General features: G+C 77.3%; 20 protein-coding genes, 2 pseudogenes and 1 riboswitch. Of the genes and pseudogenes, 3 read left to right on the forward strand and 19 right to left on the reverse strand.

From position 1 onward, the window contains the following. Positions 1-6 precede the first annotated feature (6 nt). Complete coding sequence (locus tag LPA42_RS23835; protein WP_228986871.1) at positions 7-594, forward strand: DUF4334 domain-containing protein; 588 nt, start codon at positions 7-9, stop codon at positions 592-594. Positions 595-648: 54 nt separating this feature from the next. Here the strand turns inward: LPA42_RS23835 and LPA42_RS23840 are convergent. The 13 genes and pseudogenes from LPA42_RS23840 to cobN form a co-directional block, all read right to left on the reverse strand. After that, positions 649-1,563, reverse strand: a pseudogene (locus tag LPA42_RS23840) (sirohydrochlorin chelatase); the annotation flags it as partial. Further along, on the reverse strand, positions 1,560-2,153 hold the full coding sequence (locus LPA42_RS23845; RefSeq protein WP_077937809.1) for a precorrin-8X methylmutase: 594 nt from the start codon (positions 2,151-2,153) through the stop codon (positions 1,560-1,562). The gene LPA42_RS23845 and the pseudogene LPA42_RS23840, both read right to left, overlap by 4 nt. After that, complete coding sequence (locus LPA42_RS23850; RefSeq protein ID WP_228986872.1) at positions 2,150-3,313, reverse strand: HoxN/HupN/NixA family nickel/cobalt transporter; 1,164 nt, start codon at positions 3,311-3,313, stop codon at positions 2,150-2,152. The genes LPA42_RS23845 and LPA42_RS23850 overlap by 4 nt, the downstream gene beginning before the upstream one ends. Next, positions 3,310-3,510 (reverse strand): 4Fe-4S binding protein, encoded by a 201-nt coding sequence (locus LPA42_RS23855; protein WP_363632416.1) that lies wholly within the window; start codon positions 3,508-3,510, stop codon positions 3,310-3,312. The genes LPA42_RS23850 and LPA42_RS23855 overlap by 4 nt, the downstream gene beginning before the upstream one ends. Beyond that, positions 3,507-5,207 carry a precorrin-3B C(17)-methyltransferase gene (gene cobJ / locus LPA42_RS23860; protein ID WP_077937807.1) on the reverse strand — a complete coding sequence of 567 codons (1,701 nt, stop codon included), beginning with the start codon at positions 5,205-5,207 and terminating at the stop codon, positions 3,507-3,509. The genes LPA42_RS23855 and cobJ overlap by 4 nt, the downstream gene beginning before the upstream one ends. Next, positions 5,204-6,571 carry a precorrin-6y C5,15-methyltransferase (decarboxylating) subunit CbiE gene (gene cbiE, locus LPA42_RS23865; RefSeq protein ID WP_077937806.1) on the reverse strand — a complete coding sequence of 456 codons (1,368 nt, stop codon included), beginning with the start codon at positions 6,569-6,571 and terminating at the stop codon, positions 5,204-5,206. The genes cobJ and cbiE overlap by 4 nt, the downstream gene beginning before the upstream one ends. A gap of 16 nt (positions 6,572-6,587) precedes the next feature. Then, complete coding sequence (locus LPA42_RS23870; protein ID WP_043963419.1) at positions 6,588-7,739, reverse strand: cobalt-precorrin-5B (C(1))-methyltransferase; 1,152 nt, start codon at positions 7,737-7,739, stop codon at positions 6,588-6,590. Then, positions 7,736-8,620, reverse strand: coding sequence for a precorrin-4 C(11)-methyltransferase (gene cobM, locus LPA42_RS23875; protein WP_077937805.1), 885 nt, complete (start codon positions 8,618-8,620; stop codon positions 7,736-7,738). Before cobM ends, LPA42_RS23870 begins: the two co-directional genes overlap by 4 nt. Then, a complete protein-coding gene (locus tag LPA42_RS23880; protein WP_077937817.1) occupies positions 8,617-9,417 on the reverse strand; it encodes a precorrin-2 C(20)-methyltransferase in 801 nt (266 codons plus the stop codon). The genes cobM and LPA42_RS23880 overlap by 4 nt, the downstream gene beginning before the upstream one ends. Positions 9,418-9,446: 29 nt before the next feature. After that, positions 9,447-10,856, reverse strand: a complete 1,410-nt coding sequence (locus tag LPA42_RS23885) for a cobyrinate a,c-diamide synthase (protein ID WP_077937804.1) — start codon at positions 10,854-10,856, stop codon at positions 9,447-9,449. Continuing rightward, positions 10,850-11,461, reverse strand: coding sequence for a cob(I)yrinic acid a,c-diamide adenosyltransferase (cobO, locus tag LPA42_RS23890; protein ID WP_077937803.1), 612 nt, complete (start codon positions 11,459-11,461; stop codon positions 10,850-10,852). Before cobO ends, LPA42_RS23885 begins: the two co-directional genes overlap by 7 nt. Continuing rightward, positions 11,461-13,776 carry a VWA domain-containing protein gene (locus LPA42_RS23895; RefSeq protein ID WP_228986873.1) on the reverse strand — a complete coding sequence of 772 codons (2,316 nt, stop codon included), beginning with the start codon at positions 13,774-13,776 and terminating at the stop codon, positions 11,461-11,463. The genes cobO and LPA42_RS23895 overlap by 1 nt, the downstream gene beginning before the upstream one ends. Then, positions 13,773-17,510: a cobaltochelatase subunit CobN gene (gene cobN, locus LPA42_RS23900; protein WP_077937802.1), complete on the reverse strand. Its 3,738-nt coding sequence runs from the start codon at positions 17,508-17,510 to the stop codon at positions 13,773-13,775. The genes LPA42_RS23895 and cobN overlap by 4 nt, the downstream gene beginning before the upstream one ends. 288 nt (positions 17,511-17,798) lie before the next feature. Next, positions 17,799-17,928: riboswitch (cobalamin riboswitch) on the reverse strand. A 129-nt stretch (positions 17,929-18,057) separates the two neighbouring features. On the opposite strand from cobN, the pseudogene LPA42_RS23905 reads away from it, so the two are divergent. Continuing rightward, a pseudogene (locus tag LPA42_RS23905) lies at positions 18,058-18,561 on the forward strand (hypothetical protein); the annotation flags it as partial. 49 nt (positions 18,562-18,610) lie between these two features. Here the strand turns inward: LPA42_RS23905 and LPA42_RS23910 are convergent. Beyond that, entirely contained in the window at positions 18,611-18,946 is a 336-nt protein-coding gene (locus tag LPA42_RS23910) for a hypothetical protein (protein ID WP_043963412.1), read from the reverse strand. Between the two features lie 113 nt (positions 18,947-19,059). On the opposite strand from LPA42_RS23910, the gene LPA42_RS23915 reads away from it, so the two are divergent. Next, entirely contained in the window at positions 19,060-19,860 is an 801-nt protein-coding gene (locus LPA42_RS23915) for a hypothetical protein (RefSeq protein ID WP_228986874.1), read from the forward strand. A gap of 411 nt (positions 19,861-20,271) precedes the next feature. On the opposite strand, the gene LPA42_RS23920 is transcribed toward LPA42_RS23915, so the two are convergent. The 5 genes from LPA42_RS23920 to LPA42_RS23940 form a co-directional block, all read right to left on the reverse strand. Then, on the reverse strand, positions 20,272-21,525 hold the full coding sequence (locus LPA42_RS23920; protein ID WP_077937798.1) for an MFS transporter: 1,254 nt from the start codon (positions 21,523-21,525) through the stop codon (positions 20,272-20,274). Between the two features lie 130 nt (positions 21,526-21,655). Continuing rightward, positions 21,656-22,804, reverse strand: coding sequence for an aromatic acid exporter family protein (locus tag LPA42_RS23925; protein WP_228986875.1), 1,149 nt, complete (start codon positions 22,802-22,804; stop codon positions 21,656-21,658). A 67-nt stretch (positions 22,805-22,871) separates the two neighbouring features. Beyond that, on the reverse strand, positions 22,872-23,669 hold the full coding sequence (locus LPA42_RS23930; protein ID WP_077937801.1) for a sugar phosphate isomerase/epimerase: 798 nt from the start codon (positions 23,667-23,669) through the stop codon (positions 22,872-22,874). Positions 23,670-23,782: 113 nt separating this feature from the next. Then, positions 23,783-24,934, reverse strand: a complete 1,152-nt coding sequence (locus LPA42_RS23935) for a dihydrodipicolinate synthase family protein (RefSeq protein ID WP_077937796.1) — start codon at positions 24,932-24,934, stop codon at positions 23,783-23,785. After that, positions 24,931-26,082: a Gfo/Idh/MocA family protein gene (locus LPA42_RS23940; protein WP_077937795.1), complete on the reverse strand. Its 1,152-nt coding sequence runs from the start codon at positions 26,080-26,082 to the stop codon at positions 24,931-24,933. The genes LPA42_RS23935 and LPA42_RS23940 overlap by 4 nt, the downstream gene beginning before the upstream one ends. Positions 26,083-26,096: the final 14 nt, after the last annotated feature.

Genomic DNA, 26,096 nt, shown 5'->3' on the forward strand with positions numbered 1-26,096 from the left:
GCGACCATGTCGAGCGCGGCGGACCCCGCTCCCGCAGCCGCCCTGCCGGCCCCGGAACACCCGGCCGCCCTGCCGGCCCCGGGCGACCTGGCCACGGCCCTGGCCTGCTTCGACGGCCTCCCGCCGGTCACCGTCGAGGAGATGCTCGGCTCCTGGCGGGGCAGCGGCTTCGCCACGGGCCACCCGCTCGACGGCCTGCTGGAGCGCTACGGATGGCACGGCAAGCGGTTCGACGGCCCCGAGGACGTGCACCCGCTGGTCTTCGCCGCCGGCGGGAGGCTGGTCAGCGTCAACCCGGCGCTGGTGCCGACGAGGCTGCTGCTCCGCCCGCCCGGCGCGGCACGCACGCCCCTGGCCGCGAGGGCCTTCGCGCTGGCCCTGCCGCTGCTGACCACGACCCGCCCGGCGGCGCGGCTGCGGATGACCGAATACCGGGGGGTCGTGTCGGCGACGATGTGCTACGACCGCCTCCCCATCCACGACGTGTTCCGGCGGGTCGACGAGCGCACCCTGATCGGCGTCATGGACCTGCGCGGCACCGACCGGCCGTTCGTGTTCGTGCTGCGCCGGCCCACCACGCAGGCCGGCGGGTGAGAAGGGGACCCCTCTCTACCGAATGCGTTAACAAGGGGCCCTTCCTTACACGTGGTGGTGGTGATGGTGATGGTGGTGGCCGCCGACCGGGTCGTCGGGGTGGTCGTGCGGGGTCTGCGGCCGGCCCACCTTGTCGGCGAAGCCGGGCAGCGCCACCCGGTACGCGCAGGTGTCGCAGTTCATCCGGATGTCCCCGCGCAGCGCCTCGGCGTGCCGTTGCAGGACCAGGTCGGCGAGGGCGTCGCAGTCGCCGATCAGGTCGGCCACCCGCACGTCGAGGTCCGGGTGGGCGGCGGCGAACTCCGCCGACCGGGCCACGATCCGGTCCGGCAGCACCCCGGCGAACAGGAAGTACGGGGCGACGACGATCCGGCGCGCGCCGAGGCGGCGCAGCCGCTCCAGCACGGCCGGCACCGACGGCTCGGCCAGCGACACGAAGCCCGGCTCGACGCCCGCGTAGCCGCGCCCCTCCCACAGCAGCCGGGCCACCTTGGCGACCTCGGCGTTGGCGTCCGGGTCGGTGGAGCCGCGGCCGATCAGGGCCACCCATGTGCCGGCCCGGTCGGCGCCGGCCAGCGCGGCGTCGATCCGGTCGGCGAGGGTGTCGTGCAGCAACGGGTGCGGGCCCAACGGGCGGCCGTAGGCGTAGCGCAGGCCGGGGAAGCGCTGCTTCTCCCGGGCCAGCGCGGCCGGGATGTCGCCCTTGCCGTGCCCGGCGGCGGCGAGGACCAGCGGCAGCGCCACGAGCCGGCGGTGCCCCCGGCCCGCGAGGGCGCCGACCGCGTCGGTCAGCGGCGGGCGGGACAGCTCGATGAAGCCGCCCTCGACGTCGTCGACGGCGCGGCGGCGGCGGATCCGGTCGACCAGGGCAGCGAACTGGGCGACCCCGGCGGCGCTGCGGGTGCCGTGGCCGACGATCAGCAGCGGGGTGCGGTCCTGCCCCCGCGCTTCTTCGGGTCGGTTCGTCACGTCTCCTCCAGGTACAGCAGGGCGTTGAGGGCGGCGGCGGCGACCGCCGAGCCGCCCTTCTCGCCGACGTTGGACACGGCGGGCAGGCCGCTGGCGCGCAGCGCCGCCTTGCTCTCGGCGGCGCCGACGAACCCGACCGGCAGGCCGACCACCAGCGCCGGCCGCGCGCCGAGGTCGAGCAGTTCGAACAGGGCGGTGGGCGCGCAGCCGACCACCCACACCGCGCCGGGGCCCACCCGGTCGTACGCCACCCGCACGGCCGCCGCCGAGCGGGTGATGCCCGCCGCGCGGGCCAGGGCGGCCGTCGCCGGCTCGGCGATCGGGCAGACCGGCCCGGGGCCGGGGCGGGTGATCCCGGCGGCGACCATCGCCACGTCGGTCACGACCGCGGCGCCACCGCGCAGGGCGGCCAGCCCGCCGGCCAGGGCGTCCTCGTCGCACACCAGGTCGGTGACGTAGTCGAGGTCGGCGCTGGCGTGCACCACCCGCTCGGTGACGGCCCGGGTCAACGGCGGCAGGCCGGTCAGGTCCACCCGGGAGCGCAGGATCGCGTACGACTGCCGCTCGATCGGGTGCACGACGCGGCTCACCGGTCCGCCGTCCCGGGCGCGGCGCGGTCGACCCGGCCCGCCTCCCCCGGCTCGGCGCGCTCGCCCCGCTCGGCGGGACGGTCGGCGGCCGGGGCCCCGTAGCGCTCGTCGTAACGGCGCAGCTTCCACAGCGCGGCGGCGGCGACCCACGCCAGGGCGAACAGCGCCACGACGGCGTAGCCGAGCTGCTCGAAGTGCTCGGCGAGGGTGGCGTACCCGGCCAGGGCGGACACCCCGACGTGGTCGACGAGCAGCCCGGCGAGGTAGACGCTGGCCACGAGCGCACCGACGAGCACGGTCATGCCGGTGGTGGCGAGGTTGTAGTAGAGCCGGCGGGCCGGCTGCCGGTACGCCCACGAGTACGCCCGGCTCATCAGCAGGCTGTCGGCGGTGTCCATGGCGGACATCCCGGCGGCGAAGAGCAGCGGCAGGGTGAGCAGGGCCAGCACGGGCAGCCCACCGGCGGCGGCGGTGCTCGCCGACAGGGCGAGCAGGGTCACCTCGCTGGCCGTCTCCAGGCCGAGGCCGAACAGGAACCCGACGGGCGCCATGTGCCACGACGAGCGCACCAGCGAACGTGCCCGGGAGCCCAGCACCCGCTGCACCAGGCCCCGGTTGAGCAGGTGCAGGTCCAGCTCCCGCTCGTCGAGGTCGCCGTGGCGCAGCCGCCGCCACAGCCGGGCCAGGCCGCCGAGCACCACGGCGTTGAGGCCGGCGACGAGGCTCAGGAAGAGGGTGGCGGTGACGATCGCGACGGTGGCGCCCACCTCGCGGGCCTGGGCCAGGCCGGGGCCGGCGAGGCTGGTCGAGGCGAGCCCGACGATCAGGGCGAGCAGCAGCACCACGGCGCTGTGGCCGAGGGCGAAGAAGAAGCCGACCCCGACGGGACGCCGGCCGCGCAGCAGCATCAGCCGGGTGGTGTCGTCGATGGCGGCGATGTGGTCGGCATCGAAGGCGTGCCGCACCCCGAGGGCGTACGCGAGGGTGCCGGCGCCGGCCAACCCGCCGGCCGCCGCGGGCTGGCCGTTCCAGTAGAGGTAGAGGCTCCAGCCGGCGACGTGCAGCACGGCGACGGCGAGCACGATGCCGCCGAGGCGTACCCGCTCGGCGCGGCTCCACCGGCCCGCCGGGGGTGCGGCGCTGACCACGGTCGAACTCATCGGGTTCCTCCACAGGGGTCGGTGCCGGTGACGCGGATGGCGTCGACCGGGCAGATCTCCAGGCACTCCAGGCAGCCGGTGCACGCCTGCGCGCGGACCAGCAGCCCGCCGGGGGTGGGTCGGATCGCGTGGGTGGGGCAGGTCAGCAGGCACGCGCCGCATCCCTGGCAGCCGTCGATGGTCACGGGGGCGGTCACGCGCGCCACCGGTAGCCGCGCGGGGTGACCATCCGGCCGGCGACGAGCCGGGTGCGGCTGCTGCCGACCACCACCACGCTGTACATGTCGACCACGGCCGCGTCGAGGGTGGCGAGGGTGGCCAGGTGCACCCGTTCGCCGGGCCGGCTGGCGTTGCGCACCACCCCGACCGGGGTGTCCGGCGGCCGGTGCGCGGCGAACGTCTTCAGCGCGGCGGCGAGCTGCCAGTCCCGGGCGCGGCTGCGCGGGTTGTACAGCAGCGCCACGAAGTCGCCCTCGGCGGCGGCGGCGACGCGCCGCTCGATGACCTCCCACGGGGTGTGCAGGTCGGACAGGCTCAGGTAGGCGTGGTCGTGGCCGAGCGGCGCGCCGAGCAGCGCCGACGCGGCGAGCGCGGCGGTCACCCCGGGGACGCCGACGACGTCGATGCGGTCGTCGGCGTGCTCCAGGGCGGGGCTGGCCATCGCGTACACCCCGGCGTCGCCGGAGCCGACCAGCGCCACGGCGTGCCCGGCGGTCGCCTCGGCGACGGCGGCGCGGGCGCGTTCCTCCTCCGCGCCGAGGCCGCTGGCGAGGATCCGGGTGCCGGGTCGCAGCACGTCGCGCACCTGGTCGACGTACTGGTCGAGGCCGACGACCACGGCGGCGCGGCGCAGCTCGGCGAGGGCGCGGGGGGTGCGCAGGTCGGCCGCGCCGGGGCCGAGGCCGACGATCGCGAGCCGGCCGCGCGGGGCGTGCCGGGCCACCGCGACGGTGGCCATCGCCGACGCGGTCTTCGGCGCGACGAGCGCCGCGTCGGCGCGCCGGCCGGGCTCGCCGAGCAGCGCGGCGGCCTCCGCGACGCTGGGCGTGCCGACGGCCGCGCGGACCACCTCGCTGGGGTGCGGCACGTCGACGGCCGCCAGGTCCGCCGCGGGATGCGTCACCAGGGGTACGCCGAGCGCGTCGGCGGTCGCCCGGATGCCCGCCTCGTCGGCCTTGATGTCGGCGCTGGCCAGGCAGCGGACGCTGGCCGGGCTCAGGCCGGCGGCGGCGAGCACCCGGTCGAGCAGGTCGCGCACCTGCCCGGCGGGCACGCCCCGGCTGCCGCCCACGCCGACGACCAGCGACGGCGGCCGGAGCACGGCGGTGCGCCCGTCGGGCGGCACCACCCGGTCGGTGACGAGCAGCCGGTGCGCGTCGGCGGGAGCGTCGGCGCGCACGTGCGGCGGCAGGGCCGGCAGCGGCCAGGCCGCGTCGGCGACGAGCCGCACCGGCTCGCCGTCGAGCAGGGCCCGGGTCACGGCGGCGACCGCCCCCTCGACGGGCCAGCCGAGGGTGTCCAGGCCGGGGAGGTCGACCGCGTCGGTGGCGGTGGTGACCACCGGCCGGGCGTCGAGCAGCGCGCCGACGTCGGCGGCGAGGGCGTTCGCGCCCCCGGCGTGCCCGCCGAGCAGCGCCACGGCGTGCCGGGCGGCCTCGTCGACGACCACGACGGCCGGGTCGGTGCGCTTGTCGCCGAGCAGCGGGGCGAGGATCCGCACCACCGCCCCGGTGGCGAGGAACGCGACCACGGCGTCGTGGCCGGTGAACGCGGCGCGCAGCGCGTCGGCGGCGGTGTCGGCCTCGACGAGGCGGGCGTGCGGCCAGGCGGCGGCGAGGGTGCGGGCGTGCCGGCGGCCGGCGGCGGTGGCCGCGACGAGTCCGATGCGGGTCATCTGCGCTCCCCGGGGGAAGGTGGGCGGTCGGCGGTGAGGGGTGGGCGGTCGGCGGTGAGGACGAACACCGGGTTGGTGGCGGCGAGCCGCACCGACCCGCCGGGCAGGTCGGCCAGCCGGGCGGCGGACAGCTGCACGCCCTCGGCGCGGTAGCCGTGCCCGCGCAGCAGGTCGAGGGCGGGGGCGACCCGGTCCAGGGCGGCGAGGGCGGCGACCACGCGGGCGGGCCGGCGGGCGGCCACGGCGGCGAGCGCGGCCAGGCCGCCGCCGCCGACGAAGGCGGCGTCCGGGTCGGGCAGCCCGGCCAGCGCCGCCGGGGCGGCCCCGGTGACGACCCGCACGTCGACCCGGTGCGCGGCGGCGTTGCGCCGGACGAGGTCGACGGCGTCCGGGTCGCGTTCGACGGCGATCACGGCCGCGCCGAGCAGGGCGCACTCGATGCCGACGGAGCCGCTGCCCGCGCCGACGTCCCAGACGAGCCGGCCGAGGCGGGGCCGCAGCCGGGCCACGGCGAGGGCCCGCACCTCCGCCTTGGTGATCATCGAGTCGCGGTGGGCGTAGGCGTCCTCGGGCAGCGCCCAGCCCCCGGCGGGCGCGGCGGCCGGCTGGTTGTCGGCGCGCGCCCCGGCGACCGCCCCGATCGCCGCCGCGCCGGCCGCCGCCGGGCCGGTGCCGAGATCGGCGGCGGGGCCGGGCGGGTCGGCCGGTGCCGGGTCGGCGAGGCTGAGCAGCACGTGCGGGTCGGCCCAGGCGGTGGCGGCGGCGGCCTGCGGGGTGGTCTCGACGATCCGCTCGGCCGGGGTGCCGAGATGCTCGGCGACGACGAGCCGGCGCGGCCAGCCGACCAGGCCCGCGCCGATCTCGGCGGCCCCCGCGCCGGGGGCGGTGAGCACGGCGACCGCCGGCAGCGCCCGGGCGGCGTTGAGCGCGGGCCGCGGGTCGCGGCCGTGCGCGCTGACCACGGCCGCGCCGTCCCAGGGCAGGCCGGCGCGGGCGAACGCGGCGGCCACGCTGGACACGGCGGGCAGCACCCGCAGGGGCAGCCCCTGGGCGCGCAGCCGGCGGACGATGCCGAACAGCCCCGGGTCGCCGCTGGCCAGCACCACCGTGGGCGTGCCGGCGGCAACGGCGGCGGCCACCCGGGCCAGCGCGGGGGCGAGCGGGCCGAGGGTGACCGTGGCGCAGCCGGCGGGCAGCGCGACGGCGGCGAGGTGCCGAGTCGCGCCGACGGCCAGCCGCGCCCCGGCGAGGGCGCCGGCGGCGGCGGGGTGCGGCGGCGCGCCGCCCGCGTCGATGCCGACGACGGTCACGAGAGCCTCGGCGAGACGGGCCCCGGGGGCCCCGCTGCCGGTCACGCCGCCCACCGGCCCCTCCGCGGGATCACGGCGCCCACCGGCCCGAGGAGGCGACGAGGCGCTCCCCGGCGAAGTCGACCATCGCCACGTCGACGTCGACGGCGTGCCCGGCGAAGCGCAGCAGCACCTGGCGGACCCGGGCGCAGAGCAGGTCCCCGGCGGGGCGCAGCAGCCCGGCGGCCTCCCACAGCTCGTACGCGTGCCGGCCGGTGTTCGCCGCCACCACCTCGGCCACCAGGGCCGGCCCCCCGCCGGCGTCGGCGGTGACCGCGCCGAGCAGCGACAGGTCCACCTTGGAGCGGGTGTAGTGGGTCATCAGCACCCCGGCGGCGAGCTTGGCCAGCTTGCCGGCCATCCCGACGAACGCCACCCGGGTCAGGCCGTCGCCGACGGCGGCGGTGACGGCCGCGCCGGTGAAGTCGCCGACCTCGACGAAGCACACCTCGGGCAGGTCGGGCAGCAGGGCGCGGGCGGCCCGTTCGGTGCGCCCGCCGGTGCACAGCACCACCGTCCGCTCCCCCTGGGCGGCCATGACGTGCACGGCCTGCACCACGCTGGCCCGCCAGGACGCCGTCGAGAAGGGCCGCACGATCCCGGTGGTGCCGAGGATGGAGATGCCGCCGAGGATGCCGAGCCGCCGGTTGGTGGTCTTGCGGGCCATCACCTCCCCGCCGGGGACGCTGATGACCACCCGTACCCCGACCTCGGTGAGGTCGACCACCTCGGCGACGGCCTGGCCGATCATGCGGCGCGGGGTCTCGTTGATCGCCGGGCCGCCGACGGCGAGCCCGAGGCCGGGCTTGGTGACGGTGCCGACGCCCGGCCCGCCGGCCAGGTCGAGGCCGGGGGCGTCGCGCCAGCCGACGGTGGCGGTGAGGTGCGCGCCGTGCGTGACGTCCGGGTCGTCCCCGGCGTCCTTGACGACCACGGCCTCCGCGCCCGCGCCGGGCGGGTCGGCGAGGTCGCAGCGGGCCACAGGGAAGGCCACCCGGCTGCCGGCGGGCAGGCCGATCTCCACCTGCCGCTGCGGCACGCCGGTGACCAGCGCGGTCACCGCCGCCTTCGCCGCCGCGGTGGCGCACGCGCCGGTCGTCCAGCCGGTGCGCAGCGCGGTGGGCCGGACCTTCGCGGTACGCGGCAGGTCCGGCTCGCGCAGCTCCGGCTCGGGGTACGTCATCCGGCCCGCCCTGTCCCGGCGGCCCCGCCGTCGTCGCCGGGGGTCTCCTCGCGGCGACGGCGCAGCTGCGCGCGGGCGGCCGGCTCGGCCCGGCGGAAGGTGTGGAAGTGCCCGGGGTGATAGAGGTGCGAGCGGGTGCCGGCGGCGGCCAGCGCCGGCCCGACCAGGAACAGGGTGTGTTTCCACAGCCGGTGCCGCTTGACGGTGGCCTCCAGGGTGCCGACGGTGCAGCGCACCACCAGCTCGTCCGGCCACGTCGCCTGGTACGCCACCACGGCCGGGGTGTCCGCCGGGTAGCCGCCGGCCAGCAGCTCGGCCTGCACCTGCCCGGAGCGGGCGGCGGAGAGGAACAGCGCCATGGTGGTGCCGTGCCGGGCGAAGTCGCGGACCCGCTCGCCGGGCGGCATCGGCGTCCTGCCGCCTTCGAGGCGGGTGAGGATCACCGACTGGGCGACCTCGGGAATGGTCAGTTCCCGGCCGACGAGCGCGGCGACGGCGGTGAACGCGGACACGCCGGGCACCACCTCGACGGCCAGCCCGAGGGCCCGGCACAGGTCGAGCTGCTCCTGCACCGCCCCCCACAGCGCCGGGTCGCCCGAATGGATCCGCGCCACCGTCAGCCCCCGGGCGGCGGCCCGCTCGTAGAGCGGCAGCACGCCCTCCATCGGCAGCTGAGAGGAGTCGATGATCTCGGCGTCGGCGCGGGCGTGGGTGAGCACGTCGGCGTGCACCAGGCTCGCCGCCCAGACCACCACGTCGGCCGCGCCGATCACCCGGGCGGCGCGCAGGGTGAGCAGGTCGGCCGCGCCCGGCCCGGCGCCGACGAACCACACCTTCCCCGTGGTCGCCGGCGCGCCGTCGGTGTCTCCTGCGGTGGTCACAGCTTGCCTCCCCGGGTGTCCCGGCGGGCCGGGACGAGCAGCGTCGACAGGTACGGCAGGTCGCCGTCGTCGGGGTCCGCCGGGCCGATCCGTTCCCCGGGCAGGCCGAGCCCCCGGCCCAGCACCGCGTCGCCGAGGCGGCCCTGCCGGCGCAGCTCGGCCACCAGCTCGGGGTGCCGCCGCCAGCCCTTGTACGCGACGACCGTCCCCGGCCCGGCCAGGGCGGCGGCGAACAGCTCCGGCCCGGCGGTGGCGGGCAGCAGGGTCAGCGGCTCGCGCCCCTCGCAGAGCACGGTGCCGCTGCGGGCGGCGAGCTCCTGCATGGCGGTGATCCCGGGCACCGTGTCGACCCGCACCGCCGGCCGCAGCGCGCGCACGCCGTGGGCCAGGTAACCGAAGGTGGAGTAGACGTTCGGGTCGCCGATGGTGGCGAAGGCGACCCGGGCGGCACCGGCGTCGAACGCGGCGGTGACGGCGCGGGCGGCGGCGTCCCAGGCGGCCCGGCGGCGGGCGGTGACGCCGCCCCGGTCGTCGAGGGCGAACGGCAGCCGTCGCACCCGGCCACCGTCCACGTACGACCGGACGGTCGCCTCGGCCCGCCCGCCGCCGTCCGCCGTCCCCGGGCCGGTCCCGGTCCCGTCGGGACCGGCCGGGGCGTCAGGGTCGGGGCCGGGCGCGTCGTCGGGGCGCTCGGCCATCACCGGGACGAACACCACGTCGGCCTCGCGCAGCACCCGCACCGCCTTCACGGTCAGCAGCTCCGGGTCGCCCGGCCCGACCCCGACGCCGGTCAGCACGGGCCCGTCGGGGCGCGCTGCCGGGGCGGTCACCGGCACGCCTGCACGAGGCGGCGGGCGGCGTGCGGCTGGCCGGCCCAGTGGACGTGCAGGTAGGAGGCGTGCACCCGGCCGTCGACGAAGCCGTGCGCCGCGCCGTCGAAGCGCCACGCCGGGGTGTCGCCGTGGCCGGGGTCGGTGACGGTGCGGTGGAACTCGTGGCCGCGTACCCGCTCGCCGGCCCGGGTCACCGGGGAGTCGGCGGCGGCCACCGCCTCCCGGTAGCCGAGGGTGAGCCGGCCGGTCATCCGGGCGGTCAGGTCCAGCCGCCCGCACATCGGCGCGCCGTCGAGGGAGCGGCCCAGGTAGAGCAGGCCGGCGCACTCGGCGACGACGGGCCCGTCGAACGCGGCCAGCTCGGCGCGCAGCGCGGCGTTGCCGGCGAGCGCGTCGGCGTGCGCCTCCGGGAAGCCGCCGCCGATCACCACCGCGCGGGTGCCGGCCGGCAGGCCGGGGTCGCGCAGCGGGTCGAACGGGGCCACGGTCGCCCCGGCCGCCGCGAGGAGCTCGGCGGTCTCGGCGTACGAGAAGGTGAAGGCCGCCCCGGCGGCGACCGCGACCGTCGGTCCGCCGGTGCTCGCCGGGCCACCCACGGCCGCGGTGCCGGGCGGACCGCCGACGGCGGCGGTGCTCGCCGGGCCACCGACGGCGGCGACCGGGTCCCAGGCGGGGGCGGTCAGCGGCGGGGCGCTGCGGGCCAGGTCGAGCACCGCGTCGAGGTCGACGGTGGCGGCGACCAGGTCGGCGAGGGCGGCCACGACCGCCAGGGACTCCGGCGCCCGCTCGGCGACCGGCACGAGACCCAGGTGGCGCGACGGGGCGGCGACCTCCACGGACCGGCTGACCGCCCCGAGCACCGGCACCCCCACCTCGGCGAGGGCGTCGCGCAGCAGCGTCTCGTGCCGGGGCGAGCCGACCCGGTTGAGGATGACCCCGCCGACGCGCACCCGCTTGTCGAACGCGCGCATGCCCAGCACCAGGGCGGCGGCGGAGCGGCCCTGGGCGGTGGTGTCGAGCACCAGCAGCACGGGGGCGTCGACGAGGGTGGCGACGTGGGCCGTGGAGGCGTACCCCCGGCGGCCGACCGCGCCGTCGTGCAGGCCCATCACCCCCTCGATCACGGCGACGTCGGCGGGCGTGGGGACGCTCGCGCCGTGGCGCAGCAGCGGCGCGACGCGCTCCGGCCCGACCAGCCACGGGTCGAGGTTGCGGCCCGGCCGGCCGGCGGCGAGACCGTGGTAGCCGGGGTCGATGTAGTCGGGGCCCACCTTGTGCGGGCTGACGGTCAGGCCGCGACGGCGCAGCGCGCCGAGCAGGCCGGTCGCCACGGTCGTCTTGCCGTGGCCGCTGGCCGGGGCGGCGACCACCACCCGGGGCAGCGCCCACCCGGTGCTCACCATTCGATGCCCTTCTGACCCTTCTGGCCGGCGTCCATCGGGTGCTTGACCTTGGTCAGCTCGGCGACCAGGTCGGCGGCGGCGACCAGGCGCGGGTCGGCGTCGCGGCCGGTGATCACGACGTGCTGGAAGCCGGGCCGGTCGGCCAGGGTCGCCACGACCTCGTCGACGTCGACCCAGCCCCACTTCATCGGGTACGTGAACTCGTCGAGCACGTACAGGCCGTAGCGCTGCGCGGCCAGATCCCGCTGGATCTGCCGCCAGCCCTCCAGGGCGTCGGCGGCGTGGTCGGCCTCGCCGCCGCGCTGGATCCACGACCAGCCCTCGCCCATCTTGTGCCAGGCGACGGGCGCGCCCTGGCCGGTGCGCCCGTGCACCTCGCCGAGGGCGCGGAAGGCGTTCTCCTCGCCCACCCGCCACTTGGCGCTCTTGACGAACTGGAACACCCCGATCGGCAACCCGGCGGTCCAGGCGCGCAGCGCCAGCCCGAACGCGGCGGTCGACTTGCCCTTCATCTGCCCGGTGTGGACGATCAGCAGCGGCCGGTGCCGCCGCTGCCGCGTGGTCAGCCCGTCGGCGGGCACCCGTTCCGGCCTACCCTGCGGCATCAGCGCACACTCCTGTCCTGCTGGCTCGTCCCGCCGGCTCTCCGCGACCGTGCAGTTGCGGCCCCCGCTTGCACCGCTTTCGCCCCCTTCGTCCGGGCCCGAAGTGCAAGATCGCTGTGCGTGAGGGCCGGGAGGGGGTGGTGTCGGGCGTTGAGGTGGGTGGCCAGGCGGCGGGCCAGGTGCAGACGGACCGGGCCGGACTCGCAGTCGACGACCACGCACGGGGCGCCGGTGGCGGCGAGCAGCGCCGCCGCGCGGTCGGCCCGCTCCAGCGGGCGGGGCCCGGCGGTGGCCCGGCCGTCGGTGAGCACCAGCACCAGGGGACGCCGCTTCGGGTCGCGCAGCCGCTCCACCCGCAGCAGCTCGACGGCGGCGGCGAGGCCCTCCGCGAGCGGGGTGCGCCCGCCGGTGGGCAGGTCGGCGAGGCGGGCGGACGCGGCCAGCACCGACGACGTCGCCGGCAGCAGGGTCCGCGCGCCGACGCCCCGGAACGCGACCACGGCCACCTTGTCCCGCCGCTGGTAGGCGTCGGTGAGCAGGGCCAGCACGGCGCCCTTCACGGCGGACATCCGCTCGCGCGCGCCCATCGAGCCGCTGGCGTCGACGACGAACAGCACGAGGTTGCCCTCGCGCCCCTCGCGGACCGCCTCGCGCAGGTCGGCCGGGCGCAACCGCAGCGGCCCGCCCGCCCGGCCCCGGGCCGCCTGACGCCAGGCGGCGGCGCGGATCGTCGCCGGCAGGTGCAGCGGGCCGGGCCGGCCGGCGCGCGGGGTCCGCGCCCCGGTGGTGCGGCCCCGGCCGGTGCGGGCCCGCGACCGCCGGCCGGGCACCCCGTCGCCGACGCCGGGCGCGGTGAGCAGCCGGGCCGTCAACCCCCGCTGGGGTACGGCCACCCGCTGCCGCCCGCCGCCGCCCTGCTCCCCGGGCCGGTCGTCGGGCTGCTCCCCGCGCCGGGCTGCGGGCTGGTCCCCGGGCTCTCCCGGATCGCTCGTGTCGGCGGTCGACCCGGCTGTGCCGTCGCCGTCGCCGTCGTGCCGGCCGCTCGCCGAGCCGCCACCCGCCGTACCGTTCCCGGGGTCGCCGCCGCCCGCCGGGCCCCCGCCGTCCGGGCCACTCCCGTCGGGACCGCCGCCGCCCCCGGGGCCACCGCCGCCATCCGGGCCGCCCCCGGGGCCGCCGCCGTCGCCCAGGCCGTCGCCGTCGGGGGCGGGCGGGTCGTCGTCGGGGTGCGCGTCGGCGGCCCGCCGCAACGCCTCGTCGAGGCGGTCCTCGTCCAGCCCCGGGGCGTCGAACGGGTCGCGGCGGCGGCGGTGCGGCAGGGCGAGCCGGGCGGCGACCCGGACGTCCTCGGCGGTCACCACCGTCCGGTCCTGCCAGGCGGCGTGCGCCATCGCGGCGCGGGCGGTGACGATGTCGGCGCGCATCCCGTCCACGTCGAACGCGGCGCACACCTCGGCGATCTGGCGCAGCGCGGCGTCGGGCAGCCGCACCCGGCCGAGCCGGTCCCGGGCGGCGGCGACCCGCCGGGCCACCTGGGCGTCGGCGTCGGCCCAGCGGGCGGCGAACCCGGCCGGGTCGGCGTCGGCGGCGAGCCGGCGGCGCACCACCTCCACCCGCACGGCCGGGTCGCGGCTGGCGGCCACCTCCACGGTCAGCCCGAACCGGTCCAGCAGCTGCGGGCGCAGCTCGCCCTCCTCCGGGTTCATCGTGCCCACCAGCAGGAACCGGGACGCGTGGCTGACCGACACGCCCTCCCGCTCGACGTGGTTGCGGCCCATCGCGGCGGCGTCGAGGAGCAGATCGACGAGGTGGTCGTGCAGCAGGTTGACCTCGTCGACATAGAGCACGCCCCGGTGGGCGGCGGCGAGCAGGCCGGGCTCGAAGGCGCGTACCCCCTCGGCGAGGGCCCGCTCCAGGTCCAGCGAGCCGACCACCCGGTCCTCGGCGGCGCCGACGGGCAGCTCGACCAGGCGGGCCGGGCGACGCTCGACGGACGCGGCCGCGCGGTCCGGGCCCGCCGCCTCCACCGGGGATGGGCCATCGGGGGCGGCCGGGTGCCGGCCCGCCACAGCGGCCGGGTGCGGGCCGTCGGGGCAGGACCGGTCCGGTGCCGCCGGGTCGCAGGCGAACCGGCAACCGGCGACCTGGTCGACGGGCGGCAGCAGGGCGGCCAGGGCCCGCACGGCGGTGGACTTCGCGGTGCCCTTCTCGCCCCGCACGAGGACCCCGCCGATGGCCGGACTGACGGCGTTGAGCAGCAGCGCGAGACGCATGTCGGCCATGCCGAGCACGGCGGAGAAGGGGAACACACTCATTGCCGGTCCTCCAGGTCGCCCTCGCTGGCCAGGTACGTCTCGCGGAGCCGGTCGAGGGTGGCCGGCTCCGGGGCGGCCCACATCCCCCGGTCGGCGGCCTCCAGGAGCCGCTCGGTGATGCCGCGCAGCGCCCACGGGTTGGACTGCTCCAGGAACGCCCGGGTGGTGTCGTCGAAGACGTACTCGGCGGCGAGGCGCTCGTACATCCAGTCGTCCACGACGCCGGCGGTGGCGTCGTAGCCGAACAGGTAGTCCACGGTGGCGGCCAGCTCGAACGCGCCCTTGTAGCCGTGCCGGCGCATCGCGGCGATCCACTTCGGGTTCACCACCCGGGCCCGGAACACCCGCCGGGTCTCCTCGCCGAGGGTGCGGGTGCGCACGTCGTGCGGCATCGCCGAGTCCCCCACGTACGCGGCGGGGGCGACGCCGGTGAGGTGGCGCACCATCGCCACCATCCCGCCGTGGTACTGGAAGTAGTCGTCGGAGTCGACAATGTCGTGCTCGCGGGTGTCCTGGTTCTTCACCGCCACGGCGATGCGGGCGAAGGAGCGTTCCATGTCGGCGCGGGCCTCCCGCCCGTCCAGGCCGGGGCCGTACGCGTAGCCGCCCCAGACGGCGTACACCTCGGCGAGGTCGGCGTCGCTGCGCCAGTTGCGGGCGTCGATCAGCGGCAGCAGCCCCGCCCCGTACGCCCCCGGTTTGGAGCCGAAGACGCGGGCGGTGGCCCGGCGCTCGTCGCCGTGCTCGGCGAGGTCGGCGGCGACGTGCGCGGCGACGTAGTTCTGCTCGGCCGGCTCGGCGAGGGCGGCGACCCGGCGCACCGCGTCGTCGATCAGCGCGACGACGTGCGGGAACGCGTCGCGGAAGAACCCGGAGATGCGGACGGTGACGTCGACGCGGGGCCGGCCCAGCTCGGCGAGCGGCACCACCTCGACGCCGGTGACCCGGCGGGACCGGTCGTCCCAGGTGGGGCGGCAGCCGAGCAGGGCGAGCACCTCGGCGACGTCGTCGCCCTGGGTGCGCATGGCGCTGGTGCCCCAGACGGTGAGCCCCACCGAGCGGGGATAGGCGCCGGTGTCGGCGAGGTGCCGGGCCAGCAGCGAGTCCGCGAGGGCCACGCCGACGTCCCAGGCGTTGCGGCTGGGGACGGCCTTCGGGTCGACGGAGTAGAAGTTACGCCCGGTGGGCAGCACGTTGACCAGGCCCCGGGTGGGCGAGCCGGACGGGCCGGGCGGCACGAACCGGCCGTCGAGCGCGCCGAGCACCCGGTCGACCTCGTCGGTGGTCCGCGCCAGCCGGGGCACCACCTCGCGGGCGGCGAAGCGCAGCACGTCGGCGGCGTCGGGGATCGCCCGGCCGGCGACCTCCGCGACGACGGCATCGACACGGTCGGCGATGGCGTCGGCGGCGGTGCTGGCGTCGGTGCCGGCGGCGGCGTCGGTGGTGGTGCTGGCCTCGGTGGTGGCCCAGCCGAGGGTCTCCATGGCGACGACGAGGCGGCGGGCCAGGCCCTCGATCAGGTCGACGGCGTCGGCGGCGGTGCCGGCGGGGCCGTCGGCCACGGCGGTCAGCTCCTTCGGCACGGCGATGCGCCGTCCCGGCTCGGCGAGCAGGGCGGCCTCGTCGAGGCCGTACGCGGCGGCGAGCGCCTGGCGCAGGCCGGGCAGGGCGCGCACCCCGCCCCACACCTGGGGGGCGCGCAGCACGGCGAGGACCAGGTTGACCCGGGCGTCGCCGGTGGGCGCGCCGCCGAGGACGTGCAGGCCGTCGCGGATCTGCACGTCCTTGACCTCGCACAGGTACCCGTCGAGGTGCAGCACGAAGTCGTCGAAGTCGTCGGCGGCGGGCATGTCGGCGGTGTGCAGGTCGTGGTGCAGCTCGGCGGCGCGCACCAGGTCCCAGATCTGCGCCCGCACCGTCGGCACCTTCGCCGGGTCGAGGGCCTGCACGGTGGCGTACTCGTCGAGGAGCTGTTCGAGTTTCGCCAGGTCGCCGTACGTCTCGGCGCGGGCCATCGGCGGCACGAGGTGGTCGACGACGACGGCGTGGGCGCGGCGCTTGGCCTGGGTGCCCTCGCCGGGGTCGTTGACGATGAACGGGTACACCAGCGGCAGGTCGCCGAGGACGGCGTCGGGGGCGCAGTCGGCGGCCAGGCCGAGGCCCTTGCCGGGCAGCCACTCCAGCGTGCCGTGCTTGCCGAGGTGCACCACGGCGTCCGCCCCGAACCCGCCGTCGGCCTGCGGCGCGGCCAGCCAGCGGTACGCGGCGAGGTAGTGGTGGCTGGGCGGCAGGTCGGGGTCGTGGTAGATGGCGATCGGGTTCTCGCCGAAGCCGCGCGGCGGCTGGATCGCCAGCAGCACGTTGCCCAGCCGCAGGCCGGCGAGCACGACGTGGCCGTCGTCGACGTACAGCTCGCCGGGCGGCTCGCCCCAGTGCTCGCGGATCCGGTCGCGCAGCCCGGCCGGGACCGCGTCGAACCAACGCCGGTAGCTTGCCTGCGGCACCCGGGCGTCGGCGTCGGCGAGCTGCTCGGGGGTGAGCCACTCCACGTCGTGGCCGCCGGCGGCGATCAGGGCGTGGATGAGCGTGTCCCCGTCGTCGGGGACGGGCCGGTCGCCGAGGTGGTAGCCGGCGGCGGCCAGCGCGGCGAGCAGCCGCACCGCCGAGGCGGGGGTGTCCAGGCCGACGGCGTTGCCGACCCGGGAGTGCTTCGTCGGGTAGGAGCTGAGCACGATCGCCAGCCGCTTGTCGGCGTTGGGCACGTGCCGCAGCCGGGCCTGACGCGTGGCGATCCCGGCGACCCGGGCGGCCCGCTCGGGGTCGGGCTCGTAGACCGACAGCCCGTCGGCGTCGATCCGCTTGAACGAGAAGGGGACGGTGACGATCCGGCCGTCGAACTCGGGGATGGCCACCTGCATGGCGGCGTCCAGTGGGGACAGGCCGGCGTCGCTGCCGGCCCACTGCTCGCGGGTGCTGGTGAGGCAGAGCGCCTGCACGATCGGCACGTCGAGGGCGGCGAGCGCGCCGACGTCCCAGGCGTCGTCGTCGCCCCCGCCGGAGGCGTCGGCGGCCACGGTCCCGCCGGCGGCGAGCACGGTGACGACGAGGGCGTCGCAGCGGGCGAACAGCTCCAGCGGCCCGTCGCCGGGGGCGAGCCCGCGCAGCGAGCCGCAGAAGATCGGCAGGGGGTTCGCCCCGGCGGCGTCGACCGCGTCGGCGAGGGAGTCGACGAAGGCGGTGTTCCCCGCGAGGGCGTGCGCCCGGTAGAAGACGATCCCGACGGTCGGCCGCTCGGGCTTGTGGGGGCGCTCGCCGTGGACGCCGTACCCGGGGGTCGACGCGGGCGGGGCGAAGCCCTCGCCGGTGAGCAGCACCGTGTCGGAGAGGAACCGGGCCAGTTCGGCGAGGTTGCCCGGCCCGCCCTCGACCAGGTACGCCAGGGCGTCGGTGGCCACCCCGGAGGCCACGGTGGACGCGGCCATCAGCTCGGCGTCGGGGACCGCCTCGCCGCCGAGGACGACCGTCGGCACCCCGGAGCCGAGCACGGCCGCGAGGCCGTCCGGCCACGCCTGCCGGCCGCCGAGCAGCCGTACGACGGCGAGGTCGACGCCGTCGAGCAGCGCCGGCACGGCGTCGGCGGCGACCCGGGCGGGGTTGGCCAGCCGGTAGCCGGCGCCGCTGGCCCGGGCGGCGAGCAGGTCGGTGTCGGCGGTGGACAGCAGCAGGATGCGCACGGAAGGCTCCGGAGAGTGACGCACCGGGCGGCGGGTGGGCCGCCGGCGGGCAGGCAGGGGCGCGGGTTCAGCGGGTACGGCGGGCCTGCGGCCGGTTCACCGGCGACGGCCGGGGCGCCGGGCGCGCAGCATGGCGCGGTACGCGGTGCGCGGGCTCAGGTGCGGCGACGGGGCGCGGGCAGGCTGCCGCGCGCCAGCAGGCGGCGACGATGGTCGTCGATGTGCGAGACGCCGTGCGTCATCGGGTCCTCCTCGGGTGTCCACGCCCTGGGGTCGCTCCGACGGCCGAAGTATCCTGGCTCCCGGATCGACGCTCTCCCCCGGCCTTCCAACCGCAGACACACGGCCGTGACTCACGAGGGGGGATCGCTCCCCGGTGACAGTGGCGGGACCGCGCCGGAATCGCACCGGCTTCCTTCACTGCCGTCAGGCCGCGAATGCTGCCACACCCGACCGCCGCCGGTCAACGCCGGGCTCCCGGCCACTCCCACCCCGCTCGACATCGAGTGACGACAATGGCTCAAGGAATCGGATGCGGCACAAGCAAATGTCGTATGCCGATGGCTCCGGGTCGCTCCGCGCACTTTCCCGCCGACCGACCCGCGGATTGGTTAGGCTGATTCCGATCATCACCCGCTCGCGCGAGACGGGAATTGCCCGAAGGGAAACCGATCAGGTGGCGACGCAGGTCATCGTGCTCAACGGCGGCTCCAGCTCGGGCAAGTCCGCGATCGTCCGGTGCCTCCAGCGCGTCCTGCCGCACCCGTGGATCAGTTTCGGCGTGGACGACCTGATCGACCGGCTGCCGCCGGCCATGCTGGGTTCCCCCGCCGGGCTGAGCTTCGGCCGGCGGGGCGAGGTCGACGTCGGGGAGGACTTCCTCGCCGTGCAGCACGCCTGGCTGGTCGGCATCGCCGCGATGGCGGGCGCCGGGGCGCGGATCGTCCTGGACGAGGTCTTCCTCGGTGGCGGCGCGTCCCAGGAGCGCCTCCGCGGCTACCTGACCGGTCTCGAGGTGCTGTGGGCCGGGGTGCGATGTGCCCCGGCCGTCGCGGCGGGCCGGTGCGCGCCGACGCGGGTCAGTGCGCCGGCCCGGCGGGTCAGTGCGCCCGGCGCTCCGGGTGCGCCCGGTTCCAGGCCCGCATGCGCTCCGGGTATCCGGTGCGCGCGGCCTCGTACAACGGCACGGCATGCCGTTGGGCGATCTTCGCGGCGGCCCGCGGCGACCCGGTCCGCCGACGGATCCACTCACCGTCGTGGGCGATCGCCATCACCGTGGTGTCGGTCGCGGTGGTCTCCGGTTCCAGATAGAACTCCACCCCCCGGCGGCTGCGGACGAACGCCTCCAGGGCGGCGAGGTCGTCCGGCGTCGCCTCGCGGTCGAGCTTCGTCGGGGTTCCGTCGGCGGCGGGTCGGCGGCGGCTGAACCAGCCCATGCCCGGCTCCTCTCCTCGGCGTACGCTCCAGTGGACCACCCCCGCCTGGCAGCCTGCTGGACGCGGGATGAGAGGAAGCTGACCCCGCCCGGGCCTCCCCGTACACTCGCCCGGTGGTGGCGTGGCGGGCGGTGGCGGCGCGGGACAACGCCGACTGGTGCGACCTGGTCGGCCGGGCCCACGGCCTCGCGGGGGCGCGCGACACGGACGCCTGGACGGTGCCCCGCCGTTCCCCACCGTGGTATCCGGACGCGGTGACGCTGCGCCCGGGCGTGGACGCCGCCCGACTGCTGGCCCGGATCGACGCCGGGCCCGGCGCGTCGGTGAAGGACAGCTTCGCCGACCTGGATCTCGCCCCGCACGGCTTCCGGGTGCTCTTCGCGGCCGAGTGGATCCACCGCCCGCCCGCCGGGCCGCCCGCGACGGCGCTCGTCGCGTCGCCCCTCACGCCGCCCCTCATGCCGCTCGTCGCGCTGCCTGGGGCGGGCCCGACAGCGCTGGCTCCGGTCACGTCGGCGCGGGGGCTGGCCGCCTGGTCCGCCGCAGCCGGCAGCGAGGCCCTGCACCGGCCGGCGCTGCTGGCCGACCCGCGGGTGACGATCCTCGCCCGGCGCGCGGGCGACGGCGCGGTCACCGCAGGCGCCGTGCTCACCGACTGCGGCCCGGCGGTCGGGGTCTCCAACGTCTTCGCCGCCGACGGGGATCTCGCCGGGGTGTGGCGCGGCGTCGTGGCCGCCTGCCCGGGCCGGCCGCTGGTCGGCTACGAATCCGGCGGCGGCCTGCCGCCGGCCGAGGAGGCGGGTTTCCGGCGGGTCGGTCCGCTGCGCGTCTGGCTGCGCCCGGACCGCCACCGCGACCCGGACCGCCACCGCGACCCGGACCGCCAACGCGCCCCGAAGCCCGCCACCGACTGACCACTCTGCGCAACCATCGCACCGGCGCGCTCGCCCGTGCACCCGCCTACCCCTCCGTCACCACCAGTTTCGCCCCTCCCACTCACATTCGGCCCTTTGCTCTGCACCCACCGACGCAGCATCTCGGTCGAGCTGGCTGAATAGGAGATCACGAATGAATGGCGACGCACCGACGCGGTCACGCTGCGCGAGCACTGCGTATGTGGGTGCAGAGCAAAGCGCCCCGACGGGTGGGTGACTTCCGGCAGCGACGACGGCCGGCGAGTCACCTTGCGTAATGAGGGCGGCTGAGGAGCGAGCGGCTCCGACGGCCGATCCCGTGACCGGCGGTGGGCGGTGGGCGGGGCCCGTGGCCGGCGGTCGGGAGTGGGGGTCGACGGTCGGCACGGGACGTCGCCCCGTGGGTCGGGGCTAGGCCGGGCGGTGGCGCGTGTCGGCCGGCGGCCGGAGCACCGGGACCAGGGCGAGGGCGGGCACCAGGAGCAGCGGCACCAACAGCAGCGCCCGCAGGGTGCCCACGTGATCGCCGAGCAGGCCGAGTAGCGGCGGGCCGCCGAGGAAGGCCGTGTAGCCGATCACCCCGACGACGCTGACCCGGGCCGGCGCCCCGTCCTCCTGGTCGGCGGCGGCGCTGAGCCCCACTGGGAAGCCGAGCGACGCGCCCAGCCCCCACAGTGCGACGCCGACGATGGCCACCGGCCCGCCGCCGGCCAGCACCGCGAGACCGGCACCCACAACGGCGAGCAGGATGGTGCCGAACAGCACCGGCACCCGACCCCAGCGGTCGATCGCCACCGTTCCGGCGGTACGCCCGATGGTCATGCCGACCACGAACACCCCGAACACGGCGGCGCCGGCCGCCTCGCTGAGCCCGTACCCATCGACGAAGGCCACGGCCAGCCAGTCGTTGGCGCTGCCCTCGGTGAACGCCATCACCAGCACCAGCAGGCCGATGAGCAGCGTGCGCGGCTCCCGCCAGGCGGCGAGCAGCGACGCGCGCCGGGCCGAGGCGGCGGCTCTCTCCCCGCCGGCCGGTGCGGTGCTGGCGCTGGGGAGGAACGTCCGGACCCCGAGCAGCGTGCCGACCATCACCACCACCGCGAGGACGCTCAGGTGCGCGGCGATGGGCACCCCGACCCGCGCGGCACCGGCGCCGATCCCCGCCCCGGCCACCGACCCGAGGCTCCAGGCCGCGTGGAACCGGGGCAGGATGGTACGCCCCAGCCGCCGCTCGACCGTCGTACCCTCGATGTTCATCGCCACGTCGCAGGTGCCGGCGCCGTAGCCGAAGGCGAACAGGCCGACGGCGGCCCCGGGCAGGAACCCGGCGGCTCCGGCGGACGTGCCGGCGACGGCCAACCCGCCCGAGACCAGCGCGGTGCCGAGGAGCACCGCGCGGGCGGTGCCGAGGCGCTGGGCCACCAGCCCGGCGGTCGGCATGGCCAGCAGCGAGCCCACCGACATCGACAGCAGCAGCAGGCCGAGCCCTCCGGCGCTGAGGTCCAGCGCCTCCCGGGCCGCCGGCACCCGGGCGAACCAGGTGGCGATCGCGAGCCCGTTCAGGGCGAACACGGCCGCCACGCCGTTGCGGGCGGACAGTACCGCCCGTTGCGCGCCGGCCCGACCGGCCTCCGGCTCGGCGGGCGGTGCGTCGGTGCTGCTCACGGCGAGTTCCTCTCGGTTCTACGGGCGTCGACCGCCCATTGGACACCCTGGCGCGACAGCACCGATCATGACCCCCGCCCCTTACCGTCATCCGGACCGGCCCCCTACCGGAAGGCGGCGGGTGCCGGGGTCACACGGCCGGCAGGCCGAGGGCCTCGTCGACCCGGCCGAGAACGGCGGCGTCGTCGTCCACGCCGACCCCGCGCAGCAGGTCGATCGCGGTGGCCCGCACCTGACCCACGATCATCGCCAGCGGCAGCGGCTGGCCGGAGGCGAAGAGCCGCCCGGCGCCCCGGACCGCGTCCAGCGCGGCGGTCTCGGCGCGGCCGGCGTGCTCGTCGGCGGCGGCATCGCGACCGTCGAGGTCGGCGGCGAACGCCTCCCCGGCCGCCTGCACGGCGTCGGCGAGGCAGCGGACCGCCCCGCCGAGGTCGGCCGGCACGGGGGTCGCCAGCCGGGTGAGGGTCACCCCGGCCCGGGCCAGCACCCGCACGTTACGCACGGCGTAGTCGATCTGCCCGATGGACGCGTCGACGGTACGCAGCCGGCCCAGGTGCCGGCGGCGGCGTACGTGCAGGGTCAGCGCCTCCCCGGCGGCGAGCACGGCGTCGCGCAGCCGCTCCACGGCGGCGTCCATGCCCCGCGCCCGGTCCAGGGCGGCCAGGGCGGCCTGCTCGTCGCGGCCGTCGAGGGCGTCGGCGACCTCGCGCAACAGCCCGGCGAGGTCCTCGAAGGTCTGCCGGAACTCGGCGACCAGCGGGGCGAGCGGGCGGCGGGCGTCGACGAGCTGGCTGGCCACGAGGGCCACCGCCCCGCCGATCAGCGCGTCGACGAACCGGAACGGGATCAGCGACTCCGTCGGCGGGGCGACCACCACGAGATAGAGCGCGGAGACAGCGGCCTGCACCACGGAGACGCTGCTCGCACCGACCGCCACAGCCAGCACGATGGTGAGCAGGATGACCGTGAAGACCGTCCAGCTGGTGCGCGGCCCGAGGGCCTGCACCACGACGTCGGCGACGAGCACCCCGGCGGCGACGCCGAGCACCACCTCCACCGCCCGGCGCATCCGCTGCCCCCGGGCCTGCCCGAGGACGATCAGCGCGGCGGCCGGGGCGAAGAAGGGCTGCGGGTGCCCGACCAGCCGGGTGGCCAGCACCCAGGCCACCGTGGCCGCTACCGTCCCCTCCACCACCGGCAGCCAGCCCTGCCGGACCCGCCCGGCGGCCTCCCGGAACCAGCTCCACCGCACCATGGCCGCCTCCCCTGCCCGTCGCACCACCGCCCATGGTGCTCCGGCCCAGCCGCACGCCCCGAGCCGGGCCCGGCTCGGGGCGTGCGGCTGGTCAGGCCACGTGGGTGAGGTGGGCCGTGATCGCGGCGGCGAGGATCTCCGGGCCGGGGCGGGCCCAGAGGTCGGCGTGGAAGACCTCCACCTCGATCGCCCCCCGGTAGCCGGCCGCGTCGACCGCGTCGCGGAACCGGCGCATGTCGATGCAGCCCTCGCCGGGCAGCGCCCGGCCCAGCAGCACGCCCTCCGGCAGCGGGGTGATCCAGTCCGCCACCTGGAACGCGGCGATCCGGTCCCCCGCGCGGGCGATCTGCCGGAACACGGTGTCGTCCCACCACAGGTGGTACGTGTCGACCACCACCCCGACCGCGCCCGGGTCGTACCGCTCGGCGATGTCGAGGGCCTGGCCGAGGGTGGAGATCACGCACCGGTCGGCGCAGAACATCGGGTGCAGCGGCTCGATGGCCAGCCGCACCCCGGCCGCCTCGGCGTGCGGCACCAGCTCGCCGATCGCGTCGGCGACCCGTTCGCGGGCGGCGTCGACGTCGCGGCTGCCGGCCGGGAGGCCCCCGGAGACCAGCACCAGCTCGCGGGTGCCGAGGACGGCGGCCTCCTCGATCGCCCGCAGGTTCTCGTCGCGCCAGCCGTCGGCGGTGAAGAACCCGCCCCGGCACAGCGACGTGACGGCCAGCCCCGCCTCGCGGACCAGCCGCGCCGCCCGCTCGACGCCGTACTCCTGCACCGGCTCCCGCCAGAGCCCGACGCCCGGCACCCCGGCGGCCACGCAGCCGGCGACCAGTTCCTCCAGGCCCCAGCCGGTGGCGGTGGCCTGGTTGAACGAGAACCGGGCCAGCCGGCCGCCGAACCGGTCGCCCGCTGAGCCGTCCACGGTGATCGCGGCCGGCCCGTCGGCCGTGCGCGCCGCCGGCCCGCCCGGCGTGGCCAGCGCCGGCCCGTCCACGGCGGTCACTGGGGCACCCCGGCGACCGTGAAGTAGGCCCGGGCCCGCGCGGCGGCCAGCTCGGCGTCGGGCAGCAGCCCGGCCGCGTCGGCCAGGACGAGCAGCCGGGCCAGGTGGGCCGGCGACCGGCCCGCCTGCTGGCCGCCGACCATGGTGAAGTGGTCCTGGTGGCCGGTCAGCCAGGCCAGGAACACGATGCCGGTCTTGTAGTGCCAGGTCGGGGCCGCGAAGAGGTGCCGGGCCAGCGGCACGGTCGGGGCGAAGACCTCGTCGTACGTCGTGAGGTCGCCGGCGTCGAGGGCGGCCAGCGCGGCGGCGGCGGCCGGCGCGATGGCGGCGAACACCCCGAGCAGCGCGTCGGAGTGGCCCGCCTCGTCGCCCCGGATCAGCTCCGGGTAGTGGAAGTCGTCGCCGGTGTAGAGGCGCACCCCGGCGGGCAGCCGGCGGCGCAGGGCGACCTCCCGGTCGGCGTCGAGCAGGGAAACCTTGATCCCGTCGACCTTCTCGGCGTGGTCCTTGATCAGGTCCAGCACGGCGTCGGCGGCGAGGTCCAGGTCGGCCGAGCCCCAGTAGCCGGTCAGCGCCGGGTCGAACATGTCGCCGAGCCAGTGCAGCACCACCGGCTGGTCGGAGGCGGCCAGCAGGTGGGCGTACACCTGCTGGTAGTCCTCGGGGCCGCGGGCGGCGGCGGCGAGGTGCCGGCTGCACATCAGCACCGGCCGGGCCCCGGCGGAGAGCACCTCGGCGAGCTGCTCGGCGTAGGCGTCGCGGATCTGCGCGATGCTGGCCGGGCCGACGGGGAGCTGGTCGGTGGCGACCCCGGCGACGATCCGGCCGCCGGCCGCGCGGGCCTCGGCGGCGCTGCGCCGGATCAGCTCGCGGGTCGCCGGGTAGTCCAGGCCCATGCCGCGCTGCGCGGTGTCCATGGCCTCGGCGACCCCGAGCCCGTACGACCACAGGTGGCGCCGGAAGGCGAGGGTGCGGTCCCAGTCGACGGCGGCCGGGGCGCCGGGGACGTTCTCGGCGCGCGGGTCGGCCACCACGTGCGCGGCGGCGTACGCGATGCGGGAGGTCGCCGGGGCGGCGGGGCGGGGAAAGGCGCCGCTGCCGGTGAGCCGGTGCCGGGTGCCGTCGGGCAGGACGACGTCGCCGCTCATCGGCCCAGCTCCGGGATCTCGAGGCGGCGGTGCTCGCGGGCGGAGCGCAGGCCCAGCTCGGCGAGTTGCACGCCGCGCGCGCCGGCCATGAAGTCCCACGGGAACGGCTCGCCGGCCACCACGTGCCGCAGGAACGCCTCCCACTGCACCTTGAAGCCGTTGTCGAACTCGTCGTTGTCCGGCACCTCGCTCCACTGGGACCGGAAGCTCTCCCCGGAGGGCAGGTCCGGGTTCCACACTGGCTTCGGGGTGACCGAGCGGTGCTGCACGCGGCAGTTGCGCAGGCCGGCGACGGCGCTGCCCTCGGTGCCGTCGACCTGGAACTCGACCAGCTCGTCGCGGTGCACCCGGACGGCCCACGACGAGTTGAGCTGGGCGATGATCCCGCCTTCGAGCTCGAAGATGCCGTACGCGGCGTCGTCGGCGGTGGCCGGGTAGGCGCGGCCGGCCTCGTCGACGCGGCGCGGGATGTGCGTGGCGTTGACGCAGGTGACGGCGCGGACCGGGGCGAACAGCTCCTCCAGCACGTAGTGCCAGTGCGGGAACATGTCCATCACGATGCCGCCGCCGTCCTCGGCGCGGTAGTTCCAGGACGGGCGCTGGGCGGGCTGCCAGTCGCCCTCGAAGACCCAGTAGCCGAACTCGCCGCGCACGGAGAGGATGCGGCCGAAGAAGCCGCCGTCGATGAGGCGCTTGAGCTTGCGCAGGCCGGGCAGGAACAGCTTGTCCTGCACCACGCCGGTGCGGATGCCGGCGGCGTCGGCGGCGCGGGCCAGCTCGACGGCGGCGGCGCTGTCCTCGGCCAGGGGCTTCTCGGTGTAGATGTGCTTGCCGGCGTCGATGGCCTGGCGGACGGCCTTCTCCCGCTGCTGGGTGAGCTGGGCGTCGAAGTAGACGTCGACGTCGGCGCGGGCGAGCGCGGCGGTGAGGTCGGTCGTCCAGTCGGTGAGCCCGTGCCGCTCGGCGATGTCGCGCAGCCGGCTCTCGTTACGCCCCACCAGGATCAGCTCGGGCCAGATGCGGGTGCCGTCGGCCAGCGGCACCCCGCCCTCCTCGCGGATGGCGAGCAGCGAACGGACGAGGTGCTGGCGGTAGCCCATCCGGCCGGTGACGCCATTGACGATGATCCCTATCGGCCTACGGCTCATGATTCTCTTCCCTC

Origin of the sequence: Micromonospora sp. DH13, assembly GCF_020873825.1 — a bacterium.
In the GTDB taxonomy this organism is placed as follows: Bacteria; Actinomycetota; Actinomycetes; order Mycobacteriales; family Micromonosporaceae; genus Micromonospora; species Micromonospora haikouensis.